The sequence below is a fragment of the Sorangiineae bacterium MSr11367 genome (assembly GCA_037157805.1).
Classification (GTDB): Bacteria; Myxococcota_A; Polyangia; order Polyangiales; family Polyangiaceae; genus Pendulispora; species Pendulispora rubella.
The window spans coordinates 7,940,996-7,965,519 of sequence record CP089983.1 but is presented as its reverse complement, the minus strand read 5'-3'; the positions used below and the strand labels follow the sequence as shown (position 1 = coordinate 7,965,519).

Annotated in this window: 17 protein-coding genes; 11 read left to right on the top strand and 6 right to left on the bottom strand. The window is 63.1% G+C overall.

Annotation, left to right across the window (positions count from 1 at the left end; all coding sequences use genetic code 11):
* The first annotated feature begins 261 nt into the window (after nt 1-261).
* The 10 genes from LVJ94_30900 to LVJ94_30855 all read left to right on the top strand — a co-directional run bounded on the left by LVJ94_30900 (nt 262) and on the right by LVJ94_30855 (nt 14,980).
* The gene (locus LVJ94_30900) at nt 262-1,431 is read left to right on the top strand and encodes an FIST C-terminal domain-containing protein (GenBank protein ID WXB01315.1); all 1,170 of its coding nucleotides are present in this window, start codon (nt 262-264) and stop codon (nt 1,429-1,431) included.
* On the top strand, nt 1,428-4,280 hold the full coding sequence (locus LVJ94_30895; protein WXB01314.1) for a response regulator: 2,853 nt from the start codon (nt 1,428-1,430) through the stop codon (nt 4,278-4,280). The genes LVJ94_30900 and LVJ94_30895 overlap by 4 nt, the downstream gene beginning before the upstream one ends.
* Complete coding sequence (locus tag LVJ94_30890) at nt 4,273-4,734, top strand: response regulator (GenBank protein WXB01313.1); 462 nt, start codon at nt 4,273-4,275, stop codon at nt 4,732-4,734. The genes LVJ94_30895 and LVJ94_30890 overlap by 8 nt, the downstream gene beginning before the upstream one ends.
* 108 nt (nt 4,735-4,842) lie before the next feature.
* Entirely contained in the window at nt 4,843-5,715 is an 873-nt protein-coding gene (locus tag LVJ94_30885) for a tryptophan 2,3-dioxygenase family protein (protein ID WXB01312.1), read from the top strand.
* Entirely contained in the window at nt 5,712-6,896 is a 1,185-nt protein-coding gene (locus LVJ94_30880) for an aminotransferase class V-fold PLP-dependent enzyme (GenBank protein ID WXB01311.1), read from the top strand. Before LVJ94_30885 ends, LVJ94_30880 begins: the two co-directional genes overlap by 4 nt.
* A gap of 5 nt (nt 6,897-6,901) precedes the next feature.
* Nucleotides 6,902-7,939, top strand: coding sequence for a methyltransferase domain-containing protein (locus LVJ94_30875; GenBank protein ID WXB01310.1), 1,038 nt, complete (start codon nt 6,902-6,904; stop codon nt 7,937-7,939).
* Nucleotides 7,940-8,233: 294 nt separating this feature from the next.
* Nucleotides 8,234-9,979 (top strand): cytochrome c3 family protein, encoded by a 1,746-nt coding sequence (locus LVJ94_30870; GenBank protein WXB01309.1) that lies wholly within the window; start codon nt 8,234-8,236, stop codon nt 9,977-9,979.
* A gap of 110 nt (nt 9,980-10,089) precedes the next feature.
* The gene (locus tag LVJ94_30865; protein WXB01308.1) at nt 10,090-10,911 is read left to right on the top strand and encodes an MBL fold metallo-hydrolase; all 822 of its coding nucleotides are present in this window, start codon (nt 10,090-10,092) and stop codon (nt 10,909-10,911) included.
* Between the two features lie 96 nt (nt 10,912-11,007).
* Nucleotides 11,008-11,295, top strand: coding sequence for an oxidative damage protection protein (locus tag LVJ94_30860; protein ID WXB01307.1), 288 nt, complete (start codon nt 11,008-11,010; stop codon nt 11,293-11,295).
* 16 nt (nt 11,296-11,311) lie between these two features.
* Entirely contained in the window at nt 11,312-14,980 is a 3,669-nt protein-coding gene (locus tag LVJ94_30855) for an FAD-dependent oxidoreductase (GenBank protein ID WXB01306.1), read from the top strand.
* 74 nt (nt 14,981-15,054) lie between these two features.
* On the opposite strand, the gene LVJ94_30850 is transcribed toward LVJ94_30855, so the two are convergent.
* The 3 genes from LVJ94_30850 to LVJ94_30840 form a co-directional block, all read right to left on the bottom strand.
* On the bottom strand, nt 15,055-16,338 hold the full coding sequence (locus LVJ94_30850; GenBank protein ID WXB01305.1) for a VWA domain-containing protein: 1,284 nt from the start codon (nt 16,336-16,338) through the stop codon (nt 15,055-15,057).
* Nucleotides 16,339-16,570: 232 nt separating this feature from the next.
* On the bottom strand, nt 16,571-17,773 hold the full coding sequence (locus LVJ94_30845) for a hypothetical protein (GenBank protein WXB01304.1): 1,203 nt from the start codon (nt 17,771-17,773) through the stop codon (nt 16,571-16,573).
* 171 nt (nt 17,774-17,944) lie between these two features.
* The gene (locus tag LVJ94_30840; protein ID WXB01303.1) at nt 17,945-19,069 is read right to left on the bottom strand and encodes a VWA domain-containing protein; all 1,125 of its coding nucleotides are present in this window, start codon (nt 19,067-19,069) and stop codon (nt 17,945-17,947) included.
* A 280-nt stretch (nt 19,070-19,349) separates the two neighbouring features.
* On the opposite strand from LVJ94_30840, the gene LVJ94_30835 reads away from it, so the two are divergent.
* Nucleotides 19,350-20,231, top strand: coding sequence for a lysophospholipid acyltransferase family protein (locus tag LVJ94_30835; protein ID WXB01302.1), 882 nt, complete (start codon nt 19,350-19,352; stop codon nt 20,229-20,231).
* A gap of 4 nt (nt 20,232-20,235) precedes the next feature.
* On the opposite strand, the gene LVJ94_30830 is transcribed toward LVJ94_30835, so the two are convergent.
* From LVJ94_30830 to LVJ94_30820, 3 genes are all read right to left on the bottom strand, one after another.
* On the bottom strand, nt 20,236-21,318 hold the full coding sequence (locus LVJ94_30830) for a hypothetical protein (protein WXB01301.1): 1,083 nt from the start codon (nt 21,316-21,318) through the stop codon (nt 20,236-20,238).
* A 334-nt stretch (nt 21,319-21,652) separates the two neighbouring features.
* A complete protein-coding gene (locus LVJ94_30825) occupies nt 21,653-22,453 on the bottom strand; it encodes a hypothetical protein (GenBank protein WXB01300.1) in 801 nt (266 codons plus the stop codon).
* Nucleotides 22,454-23,151: 698 nt separating this feature from the next.
* The gene (locus LVJ94_30820) at nt 23,152-24,510 is read right to left on the bottom strand and encodes a hypothetical protein (GenBank protein ID WXB01299.1); all 1,359 of its coding nucleotides are present in this window, start codon (nt 24,508-24,510) and stop codon (nt 23,152-23,154) included.
* Nucleotides 24,511-24,524: the final 14 nt, after the last annotated feature.

The following is a 24,524-nucleotide window of genomic DNA, read 5'->3' as shown; positions in this document are numbered from 1 at the left end:
CGGCGAAACAACATTTTTGAATTACCGCCCGCAAGCGGGACGGGGGGTCGAAGAATTAGAAAACGGTCAGGGTCGGCCAACGTTTGGCCCACCGTTTGGACGAAATCGGGCAGACAATGGGATTCGGTGCAGCGTTGTTGTCGCCCATTCCCAACACAGTAAACTGGCGCGCGGCCATCGCCAGGTTCCGCTCGCGGCCTTCACGAAAAAAAACCAAGCTACAGCTACCCCCTCTTCAAAAAGAGGCAAACGGCACGCCCCATGTCATCCGTTGAGCTCCATCGGGCACGTACGCTCGTGACCGATCCCCAGCAAGCCGCGGAGCGGCTTCTCGAGCAACTACCGTCTTCCGCCAAGCCCAAGCTCGTGACGGTTTTCGCGTCGCGATCGCTCGATCAGTTGGCCCTCAATCGCGCACTGCGTGAGAGGTTGCCCAAGGGTACGCGCATCGTCGGCACCACCAGCGGTGCGGAGCTGGACAACGAAGGCATCCACGAACGGTCGATCGTCCTCGGCGCCCTCTCGGGCGACTTCGACGTGGGCCTCGGCGTCGGTCGCGATCTTTCGCAAGACGCCATCGTCTCCGGGAATGTCGCCATCAACTCCGCTTGCGACGAGCTGGGGATCTTGCCGAACAACTTGGGCTCGCGGCACGTCGGCATGGTGATCGACGATGCGTTTCGCTACAAAAAGGAGGAGTTCCTCCTGGGCATGCTGGAGCCGAATCCTGCGCTGGTGCTGGTGGGCGGAGGCGCATCGGACACCGAGCTCGATCCTGCGAAGCAGAGCTCTCAGCTGCACATCGATGGCGAGGTGGTGACCGACGCCGTCGTCTGCGCACTCTTCAAGTCCGACGTGCGCTGGGCGGCCATGCGTTCGCACTGGTACGTGCCCACTGGTCGCACGTTGCGCATCACGCGTGTCGACGAGACGTGCACACGCGCGCTGGAGATCGACGGCAAGCCGGCGGCCAAACGCTACGCCGAGCTGCTTGGCGTCACGGTGTCGGATCTGGAGTTCGGCAAGCCGCACGGCTTCGCCACGCAGCCCACCGCGCTGCGCGTCGGACGCGAGTACTTCGTGCGCGCGCCGTGGAAGCCGCTCGACGACGGGTCGATTCTCTATGCCAACTTGATCGAGGAAGGGACCGAGCTCGAAATCATGCAATTGGGGGATATCGTGCGCGCAACGAATCACTTCTTCCGTGAGGAATTGCCACATCGCGTTGGGAATCCAACTGCGCTGATTCTATTTCAGTGCAGCGGTCGCCAATGGTTCGCCGACGCCGTCGGAAAGCGTGCGGAGCTTGCGCAAACGTTCACCACGGCCCCGCCGTCGGTGGGCTTCAATTGCCATTTCGAAATCTATTGTGGATTTCACATCAACACGACCCTCACCGTGCTCGCATTCGGATCGGGAACCTCCACGTGAAGCCGGCCGTCATTTCCCTTCGTAGGACGTCCCCTCCCGGCACGACGCCGCGCATTCTGCTTGCGCTTTCCGAAAGCGAAACGAACCTCGTGCTGGGCGAGTTGGAGCGCGCGGGCTTCTCCGCGGAGACCACCTCCGTCGACAGCCCCGCGCGCCTCGAGGAGCGCATCTCGGGAAGCTGGGACATCATTCTCGCCGGTACGGAGTTCTTCGGGCAATCGCGCGAGGCGATCGCAGGCTTCCTGGACAAGCTGCGCGAGGTCGGCAGCACGCTCGGCTACGACTTGCCGGCCGTGTTCGTGGCCCGGCAGGTCGACGACGCGCTGGAGCGAAGCGCACTTGCCCGCGGTGCCGCCGACGTGATCGAAACCTCGCGCCTCGGGCGCCTGGGCGCGGTGCTCACGCGCGAGGTCGAACGCGTGCGCCGGCAGAATGTCCGGGCCAGCCGCGCGGCCCTCATGGAAGCCATCATCGACGCGCTCCCGTTTCTCGTCTTCGTCAAAGAGGCGCGTGAGCTCCGGCAGATCCTGGCGAACCAGACCTTCGCCGACGCGTTTCACACCACCAAAGAGTGGCTCACGGGCAAGCTCGACGACGAGATCTTCCCGCCCGACCAGGTCGAGGGATTCAACGCCATCGATCGCGAGGTGCTCCGCACCCAGGTGATGAAGGTCTTCGAAGAGGTGGCCCGCACCGACGGCGTGAACCGCACCTACCTGACGCGCAAGCTGGCCATCGTCGACGAGGAGGGGAACTCGGCCTACCTGGTCGGCGTCACCGAAGACATCACCGAGCGCAAACGCACCGAGGAGGCCCTTCGCCGCACGCGCGAGCTTTCCGCGCGCACCTTGGCCGGCTACCAGCGGCGCGTGCTGCAGATGGAGATCATCCGCCAGCAGAACGAAGACCTCGAGCGCCTCTCCGCCGACCTGGTGAAGGCCAAGCGCATCGAAGAGGAGCGCGCCCGCGAGATCGAAGCGGCGGCCCGCCTCAAGAGCGAGTTTTTGGCGAACTTCTCCCACGAGATCCGCACGCCGCTCAACGGCATCCTCGGCTACTGCGACCTGCTCATGCGCGGCGAGGGCTCGCGCCTCACGCCGCATGGCCGGCGCGACCTCAACGTCATCAAGACCAACGCGAAGACGTTGCTCTCGCTCATCAACGACATCCTCGACCTGTCCAAGATCGAGGCGGGGCGCATCGAAATCGTGCGCGAGCGCGTCGACGTCACGGAACTCATCGAGGACTCGGCGGCGACCATCAAGGAGCTGATACGCAGCAAGGACGTCGAGCTGGTCACGCACGTGGCCGACGGCGCCGCGCAGGCGTTCACCGACTCGCTCAAGCTGCGGCAGATCGTCCTCAACCTGCTCTCCAACGCCGCGAAGTTCACCGACACCGGCGAGATCCACGTCTCGGCGAGCGCCGCCGGCGACGACTTGGTCGTCGAGGTGGAGGACACCGGCGTGGGCATCCCCCCCGAGGAACTGCGGAACATCTTCGAGAAATTCCGCCAGGTCGACGGCTCCAGCACCCGGCGCGCCGGCGGCACGGGCCTCGGCCTCGCCATCGTGCGCGAGCTGGCGCGCGTGCTCGGGGGCACCGCCTCCGTCACCAGCGCGGTCGGCCGGGGCTCCAAGTTCACCGTCATTCTCCCTGGCGCGATCGACGCGGGCCGCACCCCGTCGCTGCCGGAAAACAAGCTCGAACCCCGCTCCGTGCCCCTCGACGGGTGCACGGTTCTCGTGGTCGACGACGATCCGCTGGTGCAGACCTTGGTACGCGGTGAGCTCGAGACCGCGGGCTTCCAGGCCATCATCGTGGGCGACGGTGTGCAGGCCTTGCATCAGGCGCGCGCCCGAAGGCCGAACGTCATCCTGCTCGACCTCCACCTGCCCAAGCTCCACGGGTGGGACGTCCTAACGGAACTCAAGAGCGATCCCTCGCTCTCGAGCATCCCCGTGGTCATCGTCTCCGTCGAAGAGCAACGCGCACGCGGCTTCTCCATGGGCGCGTGCGAGTACTTAGTTAAGCCCGTCGAGACGGACCAACTGGTAGAAACGGTGCGTCGGGTCATGGCGCCGGGCGGGGGCGATGTGCTCATCGTCGACGACGACGCGGCCACGCGCGAGCTGGTCACCCGGGTTTTGCAGGGCCACGGCTTCCCCACCGCCGACGCACGCGATGGCTCCGAGGCGCTGGTCCGCATGAAGGTGAGCCCGCCGTCGTTGCTCATCTTGGACCTGGTCATGCCCAAGGTGGACGGCTTCGAGGTCCTTCGCCGCATGCGCAGCGAGGGAACCATCGTTCCGGTCGTGGTCCTCACGGGCAAAGACTTGAGCAAAGTCGAGGAGCAGGAACTTTCGGAGGCGTTTGCGCGAATTGTACGCAAAGGCGGTCTGGCCATGGCCGATTTGGTTGCCGAGGCACGGCGACTGGTCGTCGAGCAACGCGTGCAACAGAAAGAGCGCCTACCGCGCATTCTTTACGTGGAGGACTCTCCGCAAAACCGAGATATCGTGCGCCGTTACCTGGAGCCGGAGTTCAATGTGTTCGAAGCAGAGGATGGAGAGCACGGACTGGAACGCGCACAGCGCGATGCGCCGGATCTCGTTCTCATGGATCTATCCCTACCTCGCATCGACGGGTGGGAGGCGACCCGACGTATCAAGTCGGATCCTAGGCTTCGGCACCTTCCCGTTATTGCACTTACAGCCCGCGCGGGCACCGAGGATCGTGAACGTGCGGACAGCGCGGGGTGCGTGGATTACCTGACCAAACCAGTGGAGCGCGAAGCTTTGATTGCCGCGATTCGAAAACACCTTCGGGGGCAAGCCGGGAATGGATAGGCCGGGAGGATTGCCGAACCCCGACGTCCGCCGGCGGCCGCGCATTCTTGCGGTCGATGACGATCCTTTGCAACTGGACCTTTTGTTTAGGGGCCTTACTTTGGAGGGATTCGAAGTCGCCACGCACGAGGGGCCCATTGGGGTCACCAACATGGTTCGCGCGTTCCAACCGGATATCGTTCTTCTCGACTTGAACATTCCGAGCCTGCGGGGGGACCGGCTCATCGAGTTGATCCGCCGTACGGCTGGGCCGAACACGAAGTATTTCTTACTTTCGGCGAGCGACGAGTCCGAGCTTCGCCTACGCGCTGCAGAAACGAGCGCGCATGGTTGGCTTTCCAAGAGCCTCCCCATGAACGAGATTGCGCATCGCCTACGGTCGATGCTCTCCCCCTCGTCCACGGGGTCGTTTCTAGGCTTGAACGACGGGCCGCCGTCCCGTCGCATACGATAAGACAATCGTTCCCGTTGCCCGTCCGCGTCCACTCCAGAATGGTGGCGCGGCGGGTGCGGAAAGGGGGATGAGATGGAAGGTATTTCCTCCAGGGATTCAATGCGAAGTGTGCGTGCCAGAAACCTCCACCTCGCGCTCCAAGCACCGCTCGAGAACAAGTACATGGGGAAGCCCGTGGGCGCGGGCTTGCTCGACTACGAGGTGTATCTCCGGACCTCGGAGCTGCGATCGCTCCAATCGTCGCCGCATGCCCTCGTCATCCCCGACGAAATGTTGTTCCAAATCGCCCATCAAAGTCAGGAACTCTGGCTCAAGCTGGCTGCGTTCGAGACGATTGGGTTGGTCGAGGCCATCGACGGGGACGATTTGTGGGCTGCCGCCGAGACGCTGAAGCGCCAAGTCCTGGTGATGAAGACGCTGGAAAGCGAGTTGGCGGTCATCTCCACCCTGTCGCCCGAGGCATTTCTCGTCGTTCGTCGTTTCCTAGGCAACGGAAGTGGCCTTCAATCGCCGGGCTACTTCGAGCTGCTCCTCGCCGCCGAGACGGCCAATGACGCATTGGGCGAGCTTCTGAAGCGGCGCGATGTACGCATTCGTGACGTGTACGAGGAACGCGCCCGATATCGCGATTTGCACCACATTTGTGAGCTCTTCGTCGACGTGGATTCCGGCTTTCAAATGTGGCTGGCCGCCCACTTCACCCTGGTGCGGCGCACGTTGGGCATCGATCGATCGGTGAAGGCGCTCGACGGATTTCCGACCGTCGCCCTCGGGCCGCGCACCACGAAGCCGCTCTTTCCCGCCTTATGGGAGGTGCGCGTGGAAATGTCGCGCGGCTGGACCCGCGATGGCGGTGCGAGTCCGACCACGTTGCGCTCGCGCGATGCCTCGCCGAGCCATCCGAGCCTTTCCTCGCGGCCGTTGGTGGCGTGCGACGAAAGTGAGTCGGGGATCCGCACCGGTCTCGGAAACCGCAAATGACGTCCGGGCCGGATGGCGGGGCGCCTCTCGACGCGCCGCTCGACGTGTCCCGGCTTCGTGCGCAATTCCCCATTCTGGAGCGATGCCTTTATCTGAATAGCAATTCGACCGGGCTCACCCCGCGCGGTGTGCAGGAGGTCCTAAGCAACTATTGGGACTCCTTGGACGATTGGCGCGACGATACATGGGAAACGTGGTGGCGCGAGATCCACCATTATGCCGACGACGTGGCCGCCTTTCTCGGCGCGCCGGCGGGATCCGTCCTGTGTGACGTGAACGTGGCCACCTTGCTCGGCCGATTTGCGGCGGCGCTCGAATACGATTCGGGGCGAAATCGCATCGTGACGAGCGATTTGGAGTTCCCCACCGCCGAACTTCTCTTTCGAGGTTTGCACCGGCTCGGTGCGGATACCGTCGTGGTCGCGTCACGCGATGGGTATTCGATCGACGAGGAGGCGGTCGTTCGCGCCATCGACGAGCGGACGCGCCTGGTCTTTCTCTCGCTGGCCACGTCGAACACGGGGGCGCGGCTCGCGCTCGCGCCCATCGTCGAGCGGGCGCGAAGCGTCGGTGCGCTGGTGGCGCTGGATGCTTATGCCGCGCTCGGTGTCGTGCCGCTCGACGTGACGGAGCTGGGGGTCGATGCGCTCTTCGGTGGTGCGAGCAAGTGGCTTTGCGGGCCGTACCACGCGGCCTTCATGTACCTGCGCCCCGCGCTGGCCGCGAGCCTCGAGCCTCTCACGCCCGGATGGATGGCTTCACGCAATCCGCTGACGTTTCGCACGCAAACGGAGCTGGCCGAGGGCACGCGCCGCTTTGCCGGCGGCACCCCCTTGGTGCTGCCGTTGCTGATGGCGCGCGTCGGTTTCGAATTGATGCGCTCGTTCGGTATTTCACGGGTCCGCGAGATCTCGCTGGCGCATACACAGCGCATCATCGACCACGCGGACGCGGCGGGCCTCACCGTGACCACACCGCGTCCGCCCGAGCGGCGGGCCGGCATCGTTTCCTTGCGCTTCGAGGGCGACGAGGAGGTGGTGCGGGAGCTCGGGCATCTGCAAGGGGAGCGGCAAATGGTCTGCAGCTATCGATGTGGGGTGCGCATTGGCCCTCATGCGTTCAACACGGAAGGCGAAATCGATACCTTCATGAAGGCGCTCACCGAACGGGCGAAAAGGTAAGCCGAATGGGGGGCGAAGCGTTTTCCGCGCGGGCGCTATTGAGTCTTCTTTTCAACGCAAGCAAAGGGCTCGATGTCGTGAAAACGGCACTCGAGTTGGGGATCCTCGCCCGCCTCGATCGAGGCCCCGCAACCCTGGGCGAGCTGGCGCACGACACGGGTTCCGTTCCGCTGCGTCTGTACAAGCTGCTCGACGCGCTGGAAACATTGGGCTTCGTGGCGCGCGAGGACGCGCACGATGCGGACGCGGGGATCGAGTCGACGCGCTACACCGCACGCGAGCCTCTGGAAGCGGCAGCGCGCGCCGTGCTCGGAGAGACCTCCATCGAGCGCGATCGCGACACGTATCCATGGCGCGTCCTGGAAAACAAGCTGCCGGCGACTTTGCGCGGTGAGCACCACGTTCCGCGGGACGCCTTCGATTGGCCGCCTTCGACCCCCACGCAGCATGCGCAGTTCGAAGCAAGCATGGCGGCGGGCGTTCCCCCGATTGCCGAGGCCTTTCGCACCGCGCATGACGACATTTTCGTGACGGGATCGGAGCGCTGGCTCGACGTTGGGGGAGGGGATGGCGCGCTGGCAGCATCCGTCCTCACGCGGCATGCAACGCTGACGGCCGACGTGCTCAACTTGGCCATCACCGAGCCCTTGGTGCGCGGCCGCGCCGAAGGGTCGGGTGTCGGTGCGCGTCTCGGATTCGTGGCCGGCGACTTCCTGAACGAGGAATTTCCCCGGGGCTACGACGTCATCTCCTTCGTGCGCGTGCTGCACGACTGGCCCGCAGCGACCGCGCGGATGCTTCTCGACAAGGCCACGCGCGCCCTCGCACCGGGCGGGCGGCTCGTCGTGTGCGAGGAATTCCGCACGCCGGATCGCCTGGCGATTCAGTTCTTCTGGACCTATTTCCTGATTGGCGTCGACTCCTGCGTGAGCCGGTTGCGCGAAATCGACTTTTACGTTCGTGAACTCGAAGCGCGCGGCTATCGCGACATTCGCACACGCCGTGGACCCTTCGACGTTCTGGTCGCGATGTCCGCCAAGTGAGGGCCTGGGCCTAGCCTTGGTTTTACTTGGATGGCGCGCCCAGAATCGACCACCCACGCCACCTACAAATGGGGCGGAGTGGAAGAAAGTACCTTCAAATTTTTATATGGATAAACAATTCAAGTAGAAATCGCGGAGTCCGCACCGTATCTTCCGATTATCGGCTTGCTCCGCTCAGGCCAGGGTTCGCAGTCCCGACGCGAGGCCGAAAGGAGAGTCCGATAAAAGGGAGGCTCTATGGAGCGTTGCGGGAGGGTGAGTGGCTCTTTCTATTTTGCGTTTGCGGCAGTGGTCATGGGGTCAGCGCTTACTGGCGCGTGTGTCTCGGGCGACGGGGACGATGTTGCGGCTTCGCCGCAAGAAGCGGATGGCGCGCCCGTAACCGTCGAGACGATCCACACGCAGCAACCGACGACGCGGCAGACGCCCATCGGGCTCGCGCTCGATGTCGACAACGCCAAGGGCACGGCCATCAAGGTTCGTTCGGGACAAACGTTCTTCCTCAACCAGATCGATCTGCGCGCCTGGTTCGACACGGGCGTCGATGAGGACATCGACGGCCTGCGTCGTCGGGGCGACTTTGCGGATCTCTCCTGGCGCGGCCTCGAGCTTGCCGACGAATCGGCCTTGGACACGCCGGATGCGGTCAGCGGGCTCTATACGAACCGCCGCTTTTTCCGCAATGCGCGCTGGATGAACGAGCGCTCGTTCCTCATTTTGGAGCAGCTCGACGGTCGCGGACGGCCCACCTCGGCCCCGCTGATCTACGACGCGGGCATCGATCGCGATCGGCGCGACACGGACGACTTCTTCGTGCGCCGCACGCGCGGCATCCAGTGGACCTTCGACTGCAAGACCCGCACGGACTGCACCGGCGCGAAGAAATTTCGCGAGGAGGCCCTCGTCGAGCTGCGCAATGCGATGCATCCGGATCGCACGTTTTACATCTCGGCCGCGACGACGCAGTTTCGTCTGACCTGGTCCCTCCACCCGGGGAAGCGCTACACCATTCCTGTCACGCAGGATCCTTCGCCGGCGTTCGACTACGGATTCAACATCGACGTGAAGGCGCTCACGGCTCCACGGGAAGACGGGACGTATCCCCCTGGTGGGAAAATCAAATACCAAATTAGCCTTTTGGACGGCGCCGGACACCGCTTGCATCCGGAAGGGTCGCTGCCGACCTACAACGATGTAAGGTTCAAGCGCGACGATACGGGTATTAGCTATTATCAAGCGTTCTTCGACGCCACGACCACGTATTACCGGCGCAAGCATCGCGAGCGCATGCTCATGAGCACCCTGGAGGGGCCGGCGCAGGACATTCAGCCGAGCCGCACCATCGCGCCCGGGTCGATCTTCTTCGATCGGACACTCGACGTGCAGCCCACCGCCCTGCCCGAACGCGACGGCTTTTCGGCGCAGTTCCGCACCTTCCCAACGTCGCACGATCTCTTCGGCGGGGAGCCCTATTGGGACAACCCCGTGCCCGATACGTGGGAATACACGGTTCCCGCGAATGCCAAACCGGGTACGTATTACATCACCACCAAGGGACGGCGCGTCTACCGCGGCGAGGACATCCCCGCGTCGCACACCGTGAAGATTCAGGTTGGCTCGCCGGAGCCCACCACCACGCCGCTCGGCACCGGTCCGTGCAACACCTGCCATTCAGGCAATTCGTCGCTGGGGGTGCTCCTCCACGCGAACAACGACCGCGCCACGTGCACGGGGTGCCACGTTCCGCTGGAGTTCGAGCTCGAGGGCAACATCTACGCGCGCACGCACTTCATTCACTCGCGCTCGAACCGCATCGATGCGCGCGTCGATCAATGCGAAAAGTGCCACATCACGGCGGAGAGCATCCAGCGCACGAGCAAGTCGGCCTGCCTCTCCTGCCACAAGAGCTACCCCGAGTGGCACGTTCGCGACTTCGGACCGATCGACAACATGTACGTCGGCGCGACGTCGCAGCGTAGCTTCGACCAGTGCACCTCGGCCTGCCACGTGACGCACCCTGGGAGCAAATTGGGGCACTGAGTCTCTCTCCCCGTAAACGTGCCCGTGCCCCTGCCCGTCCCCCCAAGACGGGAGGAACAGACGGGCACGGGCAGGGGCACGTTTACGGGAACTGGTGTACAGTCCCCCAGGTGCGTGTTTGGATACTCGGGAGCGGCTCCAGCGGTAACGCGGCCATCGTCGAAGCGGACGGCTCCCGGGTGCTCCTCGACTGCGGCATGGGGCCGCGTGCCGTTGCGAATCGGCTGCGGGCGCGGGACGCCGGGCACGTGTACCCCGATGGCATCGATGCCATCGTCGTGACGCACGAGCACCACGACCACATTGCCCATCTGGAGGCGCACGCGCGGACGCTCGGCGTGCCCGTGTACCTGCACCCGGGCATCGCCGCGCGGCGGGTGCGCGAGCGCTACGAGGTGCGCACGTACGAAGCGCGCACGCAGTTTCACGTGGGCTCGCTCTGCATCGAGGCGCTGCCCGTGCCGCACGATGCGCCGCAGGCCGCGCTGCGCGTCTCCACGGCGCAGGCGGCCTTCGGGCTGGTGAGCGACATCGGGCACGTCCCGCCCGACTTGGCGCCCTTCCTCGGGGCGTGCGACGTCGCCGTCATCGAGGCCAACTACTGCCCGGAGCTGCTCTGGATAGGTCCCTACCCGCCGAGCCTCAAACGGCGCGTCTCGGGCGGGACAGGGCACTTGGCCAACCACGAGGCCGCGGAGCTGGCGTCGCAGCTCGTGGGCAGTCGCCTCTCGCGTCTCGTCCTGGGCCATATTTCCCGTACGAACAACATGCCCGAGCGTGCCCTTGAGGCAGTGCGTCAGAAGTCGGGGGCGCTCGACGTGCAGGCCATTTCACCGGGCGCGGTTGCCGTGCTGGACGTCACGTCCAGCCATCGGGGCGCAGTAAAATCGGGCGCTCGGCGCCGGCCAACGCAGCTGGCCTTCGCGTTCTAGGTGTCCCGAAGGGTCGGCGACGCGAGCCGCCGGGGCCAACGGCTCGGCTCGTGGCACATGGAACGGGGCTAGATCGCATGGTAGAAGCACAACGCCATGTCCGAACGTATTGTCCATTGCCGCCTGTTGAAGCAAGACCTCCCGGGGCTCGCCCGCCCGCCGTACAAGAACGAGCTCGGGCAAAAGATCTACAACGAAGTGTCCAAAGATGCCTGGGACAGATGGCTCAAGGACTCGGTCAAGTACATCAACACGTACCGCCTCGACCTGGCCTCTCCCGAGGGGCAGAAGTTCATGCTGAAGCAGGCTGCGGTCTACTTCGGCTTCGAGGAAGGTGAGCTCGCGCAGACGGCGTTCGTCCCGCGCGACGACGAATCCAAATAGGAGAACGGCATCGACGATGACTTCCCCCGACAAAGAAATCGCCGCAGCCGCTCCGCCCGAGCTCACGCTCGGAATTCCGGGATTCGCCTACGAGGATCTGTTCGATCCTGCGCGCCTGGCCGATCTCCACACCGCCTTCGAGGCGGACTTCGCCGCGCGCGCGCCCGAGGCGCACGCGCAGTTCGATGCGTATCGCCGCGTTCGTGGCGAGGGAATGACGCCGGAGCAGCGCAGCGAAGCGCTGCTGGCAGCTGCGCCGCATTTCAGCTCCTTCGTGGGGCGTTTGTTCGGGGTCGAGGCGGAGCTCGCGCGTCTGCGCGACGAGGTCGCGTCGCACGGCCCGCTGTGGAAGTTCAAGCACGAATTTGCCAAGAAGCGCGTGCTCGGCAACGCCGCGGGGAAGAATTGGAAAGCCCTGGGCCACGACGACGCGCGCGCGGCCCAGGTTTCCCGCGCGGCCATCGCCGCCGTGAAAACGGAGGAGGCCGACGAGGAGCTCGTGACCGCCCGTGCCGTCCTTGCCCTGCTCGAGGTGGACGACACCGCGCGCAAGGTGAAAAAGGGCGGCGGTGCCACGTGGACCGACGAGCTTCACGCCCGCGCGCACACGGTGGCGGAGGCTTTGCGCGCGGAGGGGGTCGCGGCGGATCTCGACGACGAGTCCGCGGTGGCCTTGGCGCTCGACGCCATCGAGGCCTCCCTCGCCGCGCGGCGTGCGAGCCATCACGACTCCGTGGCCAAATGGCCGTCGCTGCGGCAGCCGAAGACCCTCGATTACTCCAAGCTGGTGCAGCTCCGGCGGCCCGATCCGGCGGTGCCCGAGCTCTTCGTCGGCGAGGAGCACGAGCGCCGCGAGCGCAGCTTCACCCTGACGGATCGACGCTACAACGCGCGGCAGACCGAGCAGGAAATCGACTACTGCATCCTTTGCCACAACCGCGACAAGGACTCCTGCTCCAAGGGCCTGCTCGATCCGAAGCAGCACGTCATCAAGAAGAATCCACTCGGCGTCGGCTTGGACGGCTGCCCGCTCGAGGAGAAAATCAGCGAGATGCACACCCTGCGCGGGCAGGGCGATCCGCTCGGCGCGCTGGCGCTGGTGACCGTGGACAACCCGATGTGCCCCGGCACCGGTCATCGCATTTGCAATGATTGCATGAAGGCGTGCATCTTCCAGAAGCAGGAACCGGTCAACATTCCGCAGGTCGAGACGCGGGTCTTGACCGAGGTGCTCGAGCTGCCGTGGGGCCTCGAGATTTACGGGTTCCTCACGCGCTTCAATCCGCTGAACATCGCGCGCCCGCACATCAAGCCGTACAACGGCAAGAACGTGCTCGTCGTTGGGCTGGGCCCGGCGGGGTATACGCTCGCGCACCATCTCGCGTGCGAGGGATTCGGCGTGGTCGCGGTCGACGGCCTGAAGATCGAGCCGCTGCCGGCGACATTGACCGGACGCGATCGCGAGGCGCCCGATCCCGTGCACGACTTCAACAAGCTTTATGGGGAGTTGGACGAGCGCATCCTGCTCGGTTTCGGTGGCGTGAGCGAATATGGCATCACGGTTCGCTGGGACAAGAACTTCCTCACCGTGGTGTACCTGACCTTGTCGCGCCACAAGAATCTGCGCATCTACGGCGGCGTGCGTTTCGGTGGCACCTTGACGTTGGACGACGTCTGGGCGCTGGGCATCGATCACGTGGCCATTGCGGCGGGTGCGGGCAAGCCGACCATCATCGACATGAAGAACAACCTTGCGCGCGGCATCCGCAAGGCGTCGGACTTCTTGATGGCGTTGCAGCTCACCGGTGCCTACAAAAAGAGCTCGATTGCCAATTTGCAAATTGCGCTCCCCGCCGTGGTCATCGGTGGCGGGTTGACGGCCATCGACACGGCCACGGAGCTACTGGCCTATTACGTCATTCAAATCGAAAAAACGCGCGAACGCTTTCAGCAGCTGTTGAGCGACCGCACGGTGGATGACGTGAAGGGGATGTTCGACGCCGAGGAGTGGGAGTTGCTGCAGCAACATTTGGCCCACGCCGAGGAGCTCGCCGCCGAAAAGGCGCTGGCCCAGAAGGAAAACCGCGAGCCGAGGGTTCAGCAACTCTGCGACAAGTGGGGCGGCGTTTCGCTGGTGTACCGCAAGACGCTGCAAGACTCGCCAGCGTACCGTCTGAACCACGAAGAGGTCGAGAAGAGCCTCGAAGAGGGGGTGCGCTACATCGAGAACATGTCGCCGGTCGAGGCCGTGCTCGACGAGAAGGCGCACGTCCGGGCGATCAAGTTCAAGCGCAAGGACGGCAGCCTGATCGAGCTTCCGGCCCGCACGGTGTGCGTGGCCGCGGGCACGAACCCCAACGTGACCTACGAGCGCGAATACGAGGGCACCTTCCAGCTCGACGAGCGGCAATACTTCTTCAAGGCGCACCGTGCCGAGGTGGATGCTTCCGGCATCGTGACGTTGGTGCCGGTGAGCGGCTCGGAGAAGGGGTTCTTCACGAGCTACCAACAGGGCCGGCGCACGGTGACGTTTTACGGCGACAACCATCCGCGCTACGCGGGCAGCGTCGTCCGCGCGATGTCCAGCGCCAAAGATGGTTACCCCCACGTGGTGGCGCTGTTCCCGGAGATTCAGCAATTGGCGGTGTCGGACCAACCCGCGCGCGAGCGTGCGCTGCGGGAGACGTTCGCCAAGCTGGATCAGGAGCTCGTGGCCCAGGTGGTGGCCGTGAACCGTCTGACACAGACCATCGTCGAGGTGGTCGTGCGCGCCCCGCTGGCGGCGCGCAAGTTCAAGCCGGGGCAATTCTACCGGCTGCAGAACTTTGAGACGTTCGCGCCCATCGTGGACAACACGCGCCTCGCGATGGAGGGCCTCGCGTTGACCGGGGCGTGGGTCGACGAGGAAAAAGGCGAAATGGGCACCATCGTGCTCGAGATGGGCGGCAGCTCGCGCTTGTGCGCGGCGCTTCGGCCCGGCGAGCCCGTGATTCTGATGGGGCCGACGGGCACGCCCACCGAGATCGCGCACGGCGAGACGGTGTTGTTGTGTGGCGGCGGGCTCGGGAACGCGGTGTTGTTTTCCATCGCGCGGGCTTTCAAAGCGATGGGATCGCGCGTGCTCTACTTTGCGGGGTACAAGCGCGGAGAGGACCTGTTCAAACAGGACGACATCGAGCGGTACACCGACCAAGTCATTTGGTGCACCGACATGGGCAAGGAGATTGCCCCGCGGCGGCCGCAAGACCGCCAATTCCGCGGCAACATCGTGGAAGGCATGCGCGCCTACGCCGAGGGCGAATTGGGCAGCGTGGATATTCCGCTCAGCACGGTAAACCGCATCATCGCGATTGGCTCGGACCGCATGATGGCCGCCGTGAAGGAGGCGCGTCATGGGGTTTTGGCGCCGAAGTTGAACCCCGTGCACCGCGCCATCGCGAGCATCAACTCGCCGATGCAGTGCATGATGAAAGAGGTCTGCGCCCAGTGCCTGCAAAAGCACGTGGACCCCGTGACGAAGAAGGAGACCGTCGTGTTCTCCTGCTTCAATCAGGACCAAGAGATCGACTCGGTGGACTTCCAGCATTTGCGCGAGCGCCTGCGCATCAATTCGATGCAGGAGAAGCTCGCCGACGCGTGGTTGGTGCGGCTCTTGGCGAAGAAGCCGGACCTGCTGCGCGTGTAACTCCCTAGTGAATGCGACGACCACGTCGGCACTGGGCCGACGTGGTCGTTGGCTTTTGAGGGATTACGGACGAATCAGTGGACGCCGCCGGAGCCGCCGTCGGCGAGTTGGCCCTTGCAGTCGAAGGCAATGTTGATCTTGCCGCGCGGATCCCCTTGCACCGTCGTGCACGAGTTGGCACAAAGCGAGATCTTCTTCGGTGCGGCCTTGTTGTCGTAGTGCCACCCGTTGCCGCCGGTGCACGCTTCGCTATAGGGAATCGTGGAGGCCGCGTTGCTGCTGTTCGTGAAATTGACCCGCACGGCGTCGTAGTTGATCGTGCCGCCGCCCGGGGGATTGGGAATGGCGAAGTCGCAAGACATGTTCTGCGTGCGAATCTTGTTCAGTGCATCGATGAATGCCTGCTTCGTCGAGGCCGTGTCGTTGACTTTGACCAACATGGCTTTCGACGTTCCACCGGACTCCGCAACCGTGTCGAGCCTTTCGAGCTTGTCATGTCCAGGGTCGCTGGTGATTCCGATGACGTAAGTTCGAAAGCCGTCGTCCTTTGCCTCTTTGGCTTGCTTGGCAACGAGATCGACTTTGCATTTCGTCTCATTGGCCCTGCACTGTTGATCGATGACCGGCTGTCCCCCTTGGCCGTTGCAATTGGCGACGCAGCAGTCATGCGGGTCCGTGCAGCCATCCGCGCAGTTGTCTTCGGGGGTCCCGTCCGTTGCGAGCACGATGACCGTCACCTCCCCTTTGTGCAACGCCGCTACGTTCGTGGCTTGTTTGGCCGCGCCCCCCATGGCTGCGACCGAAGGGGTACCGCCGTCGGGCCTTACGCCCCCGAATGCCGCCGTGAAGTCTTTCGAATTGGGCAGATCGCGCAGCGACACTTGGGGAGTCGAAAACGAGTCGGTGTTGCACGACGAACCCGAGAAGAAGGTGAGGGATGCCCTCATGCGGGCAGATTGCGCGTCGGCATAAAACGACTCTGCGGCATCGACGATTGGCCCCCACTTCTTGCTGGTGATGTCCTCGCCCGTGCTCGTGTTCCTGATCATGCTGCGCGACTTGTCGAACATGAAGACCAGGTTGACCGGCTGCAACGTGGCCTGCGCCGTCTGGGACGCGCAATTCGTCACATCTCCGGTACTTCCTGGATTGGTGCCTGGCCCCGCGTCCCCAGCGCCATTGTTGAGCCCTCCGCCAATGCCGGGGTCTCCCGTTCCAGGGGGATCACCCGTTCCAGGTTTCCCATTGCCGTCCTCATTGTTGAAACCCGAGTCGCCGCTGCCTCCACACCCCGCCGCAGTAATTGTCGCGATGAACGCCGACACTACGGCGAGAGTGACGCTTCGATGTCGGATCATGGGAGGCCTCCTCATATCGGAATAATGTAGTAAAAACGGATACCCCTGTATCCATGGACCGATGGCCACCCGGCTTTCGATCCGTTGCGAGCGACACGAAGATTTGCGTATACGCACCTGCGGCAAAGCCCACACGCGCCACACGTGGAAAGGTGCACTCCCATAAGCAAAAGGCCCGCGTCGACTCTCGGTCGACACGGGCCCTGTTGCTGTTTAGTTGGAGGTCGCTGTCTCAGTGAACGCCGCCAGAGCCGCCGTCCGCCTGCGTACCCTTGCAGTCGAAGGCGATGTTGATCTTGCCGCCGGGGTCGTCTTGAATTGTCTTGCAGCTGTTCGTGCAAAGCACGATCTGCTTCGGGCTGGTCTTGTTGTCGTAGTGCCAGCCGTTGTTACCGGTGCACGCCTCGCTGTAGGGCACCGTCGAGGCAACGTTCTTGCTGCTCGTGAAGTTCACGCGAACCGCGTCGTAATTGATAGTCCCACCCTTCGGCGGCGGCGGAATCGCGAAAGAGCACGACAGGTTCGAGCTACGGATGTCCTGAAGCCGTTTAATGAGGTCGGCACTGGTCTGTCCGGCGTTACCCGTTTTGACGTGAATGGCCTGGTTCGTTCCTCCACTCTTCGCCACTTGGTTGAACGTACCGCCCTTTGCCGGATCGGTTTCGTCACCGACGCCGATCACGTAGACCGGAATCGAGGGGATTGAGTTTCTTGGATCTCCCTTATATGCACTCTCTGCTACTTCGCTTACGGACCCAACGTCGCTACTGCAACTGTTAGGTTCTCCGTCGGTCACCAGCAAAATAACGGTCTTCTCTTTCGCGTTCGCGCTTGCGACCTGCCTTGCATACTTGAGAGCCCCTTCCAGAGCGGGTTTCGTCGGGGTTCCACCATCCGGGTCTTTGATGTCAAGTGAGGTTGCAAATAGCTGATTGGGTAACGCCGTTCGAGGGACCGAGGGCGCCGCGTACCCATCAACGGAGCACGTATCGCTCAATGGGAAATATTGCAGAGAAGCGTTGAGACCCGCCGACTTTGGATCGGTGAAGAATGTCGTCATTGCCTTGGTGACGGGGTCCCAGCGCAGTGCTTGATTCGGGTGATAAACGTTATTGTTGTCCGTATAGTTCCCCATGCTGCCGGAACTGTCGAATATGGTGATGAGGTTCGCCTTACCCAGCGCGCTCGTAGCCGTTTGCGACGCGCAGTTCGCGACGTCGCCCACGTTGCCCGGATTGGCACCCGGACCGATGCCCGAGTCGCCGGCTCCATTGGTGACATCGCCACCCGGGCCAGAGGTGCCGTCGTTGTCCGGCTTTCCGTCGCCGTCCTTGTCAGGGAAGCCCGAGTCGCCGTTACTCCCACATCCAGCTGCGGTTACGGTCGCGATGAACGCCGACACCGCGGCGAGAGTGATAGTTCGAAGTCGGATCATGGGAGGCCTCCAGAATAGGAATAGTGGCAAAGAGAGATATACCCCTACTCCATGGACCCATGGCCGGCCGCATTCCGATCCGTCGTGTGGGACACGAAGATTTATGCGCACGTATCCGCATCAGCGCACATGTGCGCGGATCGTCGTTCCAGGTCTTAGGTAAGTACTTGCTTAGTTAACTTTGCCGTTGGTGGCGCACCCAAACGCAATAGCGATCTTTGCACCTTTGTCTTGCTTAACGCTGTCGCACGTCGATTCGCATAGTTCGATGGATCTCGGAGCAGATGGATCGTCGTAGTGCCATCCCGCTCCGCCTTGGCACTCCGAGCTGTAGCTCAATGTGGAGGCCTTCCCACCGGTCGGTGTAAGCACAACGTTCACCGCGTTGGTGTCGAGCTGCTTGCCTTCACCCGGGCTGGGGATGGCGAACGAGCATGACATGACCTCACCCCGGATCTTATTAAGCTGCGCGACCAGATCGCTGCTGGTTTTCCCAGGGTCACTATTTTCCGCCACGTAGGTGGCCTTGCCCGTACCGCCGTTGCGCGCGATCTCGTCGAGGTTGCCTGTGTCGGGACCCACACCGACGACGTAGGTCGAGATCGATGGCTTGCCGTTCAAGCCCGAGCGGGCCGTGTCGTAGACGCCCTGCAGTTGCCCACACGCCGTCGGCTGCCCGTCCGTCACGAGAACGACCACCGCTCGCTCATCGGGATTCGACGCGAGAGTGTTTTGCGCGATCGCGAACGCCCCCAGGAGCGCTCCGCGCGTTGGTGTATCGCCACTGGGGCCGGTGCTCGAAATGGCGTCACCGAATTCATTGCTCGGCAGGGGCGTTCGCTGCACCGCGGGGTTGCGATACGCCGACGCGTCACACTTGTTTCCACGGTCCGGAGGGAAGAACTGAAGGGTCGCATTGAGCCCGGCCGACTGAGGATCGGAGAAGAACGCTGCCATTCCTTGACTGACGGGCACCCACCGCTGCGCGGTGTTGTCGTACTCCACACCGTTGTTGTCTTGGTACTTGCCCATGCTGCCCGACCTGTCGAACATCACGATCAAATTGACGGGCTGCAGCGTCCCGCGCGCACTCGACGTGGCGCACGCTTCGAGATCCCCGAGTCCCCCGACTCCACCGAGGTCGCCGGAAAAGCCGCCTCCAGGGTCGCTCCCGCCATTGCCGCCGCCACTCGAGTCGTCGCTGCTACCGAATATCGAGCCGACGACGCCGCACCCGGAAGACGCCGTGACGACAATCATCGAGCCCACGGCCAAAGCCACTTTTCGAAGTTCCATGATGGGGCGCCTCCTGCGCGAGCGAGAACGTCAATTCCACCCATCGTGCCAAGAGCTACGCGTCGTCGTGCATGAGACGATTTGCGCAAATGGTCGGGGATGCGTGCGCCTGCTGTGGGGCTCTGGCCTCCCAAGTATGGATATCCCTCGTCCCTGGATCATCCGCGCCACTTGATCTCCGACTGCGCGGTAGGTGAGCGCTTACCGTTACGCTGGGGACGGCGCAAGCGTGGGCTGTCGCAAGGTGGACTGTGGTAGAAGCGAGGGGCCGATTTTCACCATGCCCAAACCTTTGGCAGCTCTAGCTCACGACGGTCTATTTTGGAGAAGGATTGCAGCCTGGGGCGCCCAACAGGGCCCCGAGTGGTGGGTAAAACATAGCCCCGCCTTCTTTGGGCTGGCCGGGGCCGTCTTCGTGCCCAGCGCGCGCCGCAAGGTGGTCTCCAACCTGCGGCGCATTCGAGGCGACGCCTCCCCGCTGCGCGAGGTCGTGGAAACGGGCCGCACGTTCACGAACTACGCGGGATGCCTCGCCGAGGTGCTGTCCAACGGCTCCAAGAATGGGCGGCTTCCGGAAGCCGAGCTGATCGGCCGCGAGCGCGTCCTGGAAGCGGCCGCCCATAACAAGGGGCTCGTGGTGGTGACGATCCACACGGGCGGCTGGGAAACGGTGGGGCCGTTCTTCTCCCGCATCGGGTTGAAGGTCATGATGGTCATGGAGCCCGAACGCGACGCCCGTGCCCGCGAGCTCCAGGACGAAGCGCGCCGCAAGTCGGGGCTTCTCGTGGCCCACGTCGGGATGGACCCCCTCGACTCGTTGCCGCTGCTTCGTCACCTACAATCGGGCGGCGTCGTGGCCCTACAGGTCGACCGTGTGCCGCCGGGGATTCGCACCGCGCCGGTTCGTCTCCTTGGCGCACCGGGCGAAATCCCGTTGGGCCCCCTGCGCCTTGCGCAAGTGTCGGGCGCGCCCCTCGTGCCCATCTTCTGCTCGCGCCTAGGATACCGCCGCTACCAACTCGAGGCCTTGCCGCCCATCTTCCTTCCGCGTCGCGCGTCCGGCGATGAGCTCACGGCGGCAGCGCAAAAGGTCGCCGATGCCGTGACGGCCTTTCTGCGCGTGCATCCGACGCAATGGTTTCACTTCGGCGAAGAAAGATAGTTGCTCAAAGCCAAACCCTCACCGGTGTGACGTGCGGAAGGCTATCGAGCGTGCCTTGGCCTAGGGTCCCCGACTGGTTTCTGCCCCAGCACATGACGGTTTGATTCGACAAAAGAGCGCATGTAAATCCCGCGCCGGCGGCGATACCGATCGCGGAACCAGGCAGGTCTTGAACCTGGAGCGGAAGGCTCGATGATCGAGGCTCGACTGAGGTGCCGTTGCTGTGACCGGCGCCCAGAGTTCCATAGAAGTTAGCTCCCCAACACCAGACCGTTCCATCGTTCAGCAACGCACAGGCATGTCCGAATCCCATCGCCAGCTGTTTTGCGGCGACCTTGTTCGTGGGGAGTGCGACGGGCGCCGCGACATTTGCCTGGGGCGCATCAAACGTGTCTCGTCCTAGTAGTCCGCTTACGTTGCTTCCGATGCACATGACGTCCCCCGAGCGCACGCGTGCGCACGCCGTCGCATTACCTGCAACAATCTCCAGTGCCTGCTCGAACATGGCATTCGGCGACGACGCAAGTTGACCGCTGGAGTTATCACCCCAGCCGTGGACGAATCCAGAATTGTCTAGCGCAGCGCCAAATCGCTCACCGAGGGCGATCTGCTTAATCGGATATCTGTAGTCGACTTTCGTCGGAATTGCGCCGCCGCCGCCCTCTGTCCAATTCTGGCTGCGCCCCCAGCACCAGGCCTTGCCGTCGCTTACTGCGCATGAAGTCATACCAGTGGTGACGATCTGTTGGGACGGTCCAAGATTCGATACGGGCAGGGCTTCAGGGTGCGGAATGTAGTCATCGCCAATCGACGAGGGCGGGCGTCCAAGTGCCCTATAGCGATTTTGGCCCCAGCATTGAGCCTGCGCGTCCGCCAAGATAGCGCACGTTGCTTTTGCAGGTTGGCCATCCTCATCGAATGCATCACCCATCGCAAGCTGCGTCGCGTTGGTGACCGATGCCAGAAGTGGGCTGGGAACGGGGCGCCCATCGAAAGAGATGGATCCGTCCGGCAACTCGGTAGTCTGTGGATTTCCCAATTGTCCGTATTTGTTCTCACCCCAGCAAAGCACGCGACCGTCATCCATGACGGCGCACGCATGGTCGCCGCCTGCCGCGATGGCCACTGGCACGGGGGCTGCGGGTGGCTTGAGGATCGGGTCTCGCTCTGCGCCCGCATCGTTGGTCGTGGACGGGGCCGTGCCGCCCTCGTGCGAATTGCTCCCGCATGCTGCGACGAGGCCGATGCCGAAAGACACGGTTACCACGCCGAGGGTCCACACGCGTCCCCGACTACGCAATACCGCTTTCACAGCGCCCCTTACCTGTCAATTCGTTCGCTGGCATGATGTGTAGTCCCTTCCGACTCGGTCCACCGACAATGTGCGTTTGCTTCTGGCTTTGGCGCGTACGGGTGCGACTTTACCGATTGGGGCGGAGTACTCCGAACTTGGAGGAGACCACCACGGGAACGTTGTCTGGATCCACTGCGAGCGGGCCTCCAAAGCCTTCGACGGGCCAATCGCTCTTCGTCCATCCAGCCGCTGTAATATCTGCCACTCGAAATGACTCGTCGTACGGGCCTTCATAGACGATCGCGAAAAGGTGCCCGTCGTGCCCCGCGACCAATGTATGTGCAGGAATTTGGTTTCCGAACGAGTCGCCCACGGGGACCCAGTCCGAACCGTTGAACATGAGGACGCGGACCGTGTCATCGGAGAAGCCGCCAAGGCCGAACAAACGTCCGCTATCGTCGAAAGCTATTTCCAACCACCGTAAATACGCGCCATTTATCCACGGATTCGCGTTCACTTCCACCCACCTAGAGCCCGTCCACTTTCGAATCTGTGGCAAAGGATCGGTGTACGTCACGTGCGGGACGCCCGTGTGATCCACAACAAGATAGGGATTGAGCCTATCCGTCGGTGAGTCGTTCACCGGTCCACCGAGGGGCGACCAGGTATCTTTGCCATCGAACGAGTAGACCATCACATTGAACGTGACGGTTTCTCCGTGGAGCCTCTGGGCGCAGGCGACAAAGGGCTTGCTGTTGGCATCGAGGGCGAGCACCGGACCTTCGCGATCGGGAATAAGGCTGCCGAGGGGAGCCCATCCCGTACCGGACCATCGTTGAACGAGAACGTCCATCTTGTATTCGTAATCGGGCAAACGTTGCGCAAGGGTTGAGGCGACCACGAGCCTGCCGCGCGGATCGAGCAACATGTGCGGACTCCAGGTCACCGGAGAGAGAGGGCCACCCAACTGCGTCCACGTTCCATGCAGCGTGTCGACCGTTGAGACGTATCCCGAGTCGTTCTTGCCCGTGTGCCACTCGTTGGCCGCGAAAGCGATCTGCCGTCCTGGTCCAGCGACAAGCGTAGAACCGGTTGGATTGAATCTCTCCTTCACGTCGGAACCTACGCGGAGCCACGCCGGTAGCTTCCAGCTCCAGTCCGGGATCGGAGACAGAGGCCGGCCATCGAGTGTCGAAACCTCGCCGAAGTGAGCAATCAGCTCCGCGGGAGCTTTTTGGGCAACGACAGGAGAAACGGTGATCGTGCGCCCATCGGCGGAGAGTACGATCTTCGTTGAAATGATTGTGCCATCCGACGTTGCCAGCGTAACGGCCGTCGGTCCAATTCGAACTGCTTCGGAGAACGTAACCTGAATGGGATCTTGCACCGATACATTGGTGTCGGCATTGGTCGGGCTTAGCGTGACGACGGTCAGTTTTTTCGGCTCCACCAGCGTATCGGTGCCCGTGTCTTGCGGAGATGCATCGGGAGGCTCGATTACGCCGGGCGGCGAGATAGGGGCGCCATCGCTCGCACTGCATGACCAGAACGCGCCGGTGGTAATGCAGGTAAGAATCCCGAGAGACCAAGAAAAGGAGGTGGAACGCATACGGTGTGCCCTCATTGCTACCACAAGGGGACCCTTACCGGTGTCAAGTGAGGGGCGGTGTCGAGCGTACCTTGTCCCAGATTGCCGTCTTCATTTCGGCCCCAGCACATCACGGTACGATCCGAAAGCAGCGCGCATGTGAATCCTAGGCCCACGGCGATCGACGTTGCTGGAAGCGGCAATCCCTCCACTCTGAGCGGTGTACCCGATTGCGGAGGATCGACGGTTGCCCCGTTGCTCTGGCCGGAGCCCAATCCACCCCAGAAATTCTTTCCCCAGCACCATACGCTGCCGTCCACGAGCAGTGCGCACGCGTGATTGATGGACATGACGATTTGCGTCGCCGCCGTCTTGTCCGTTGGAAGAAGGACGGCGGCGGCTTCTTTCGAGTTGGTGTCGTCGCTGGGACCACGTCCAAGGAGTCCGAATGCGTTGCGGCCAAGGCAGCGGACCTCTCCCGTGCGCATTCGCGCACAGGTTGTGAATCCGCCTGCAGCGACTTCGACGGCGCCGTAGAGCTCGTGAATGACCGAACGGGCGCCGTTTGGTCCAAGTTGACCATAACCGCTGTTTCCCCAGCCGGAAACGTATCCGCTCTCGTCAACTTCCACGCCGTGCATCAACCCGATTGCCATGTGTTTCGTTTTGGGGAAGTCCTCTCCGTCGAGCCGCGATGGTCGCGGGCCGCCGCCACCACCATCCGCCCAATACTGGCCTTGTCCCCAGCACCACACGTGACCATCGCTCAGTGCGCAAGCCGTCGTACCATTCGTGATGATCTGTTGTGCGGGGCCAAGGCCCATCACGGGCAACGAATCGGGATGCGGGTTGTAATCGTCAAAGGTGGTAGTCTTGCGACGGCCGAGTCCTTCATGCTTGTTCTCTCCCCAGCACTGGGCTTGGGCGTCCGCGAGGATTGCGCAGGTGTTCGCAACCTTGACGCCGTCCTCGTTTTCGGGGCCGCCTGGTGCGACTTGGCGGACATTGCCGACAGATGCCAGTTGAGGGAAGGGAACGGGCCGTTTGTCGAAAGCGGAACCGCCGTCGGGAAGGGCCGTGATCTGAGGATTACCGAGTTGCCCATACGTATTGGCGCCCCAGCAAAATAGGCGACCGTCGTCCATGATGGCGCACGCCTGGCTGCCGCCCGCCGCAATGCTGACCGGTACGTGTGGCGGGGGCGGCTTGATGATCGGCTCCCGATCCGCCCCCGCGTCATTCACGGTGACGATGCCGCTGTCATCCGAATTGCTTCCGCATGCGGCAACAACGCCCACCCCGAAAGACACGCTGAGAGCCCCCAAGGTCCAGGCACGTCCGCGATTGAGTAATAATGCTTTCACCAATGCTCCTTCTACCGATCCGTTCGCTGTCATGATGCGGTGGCCCG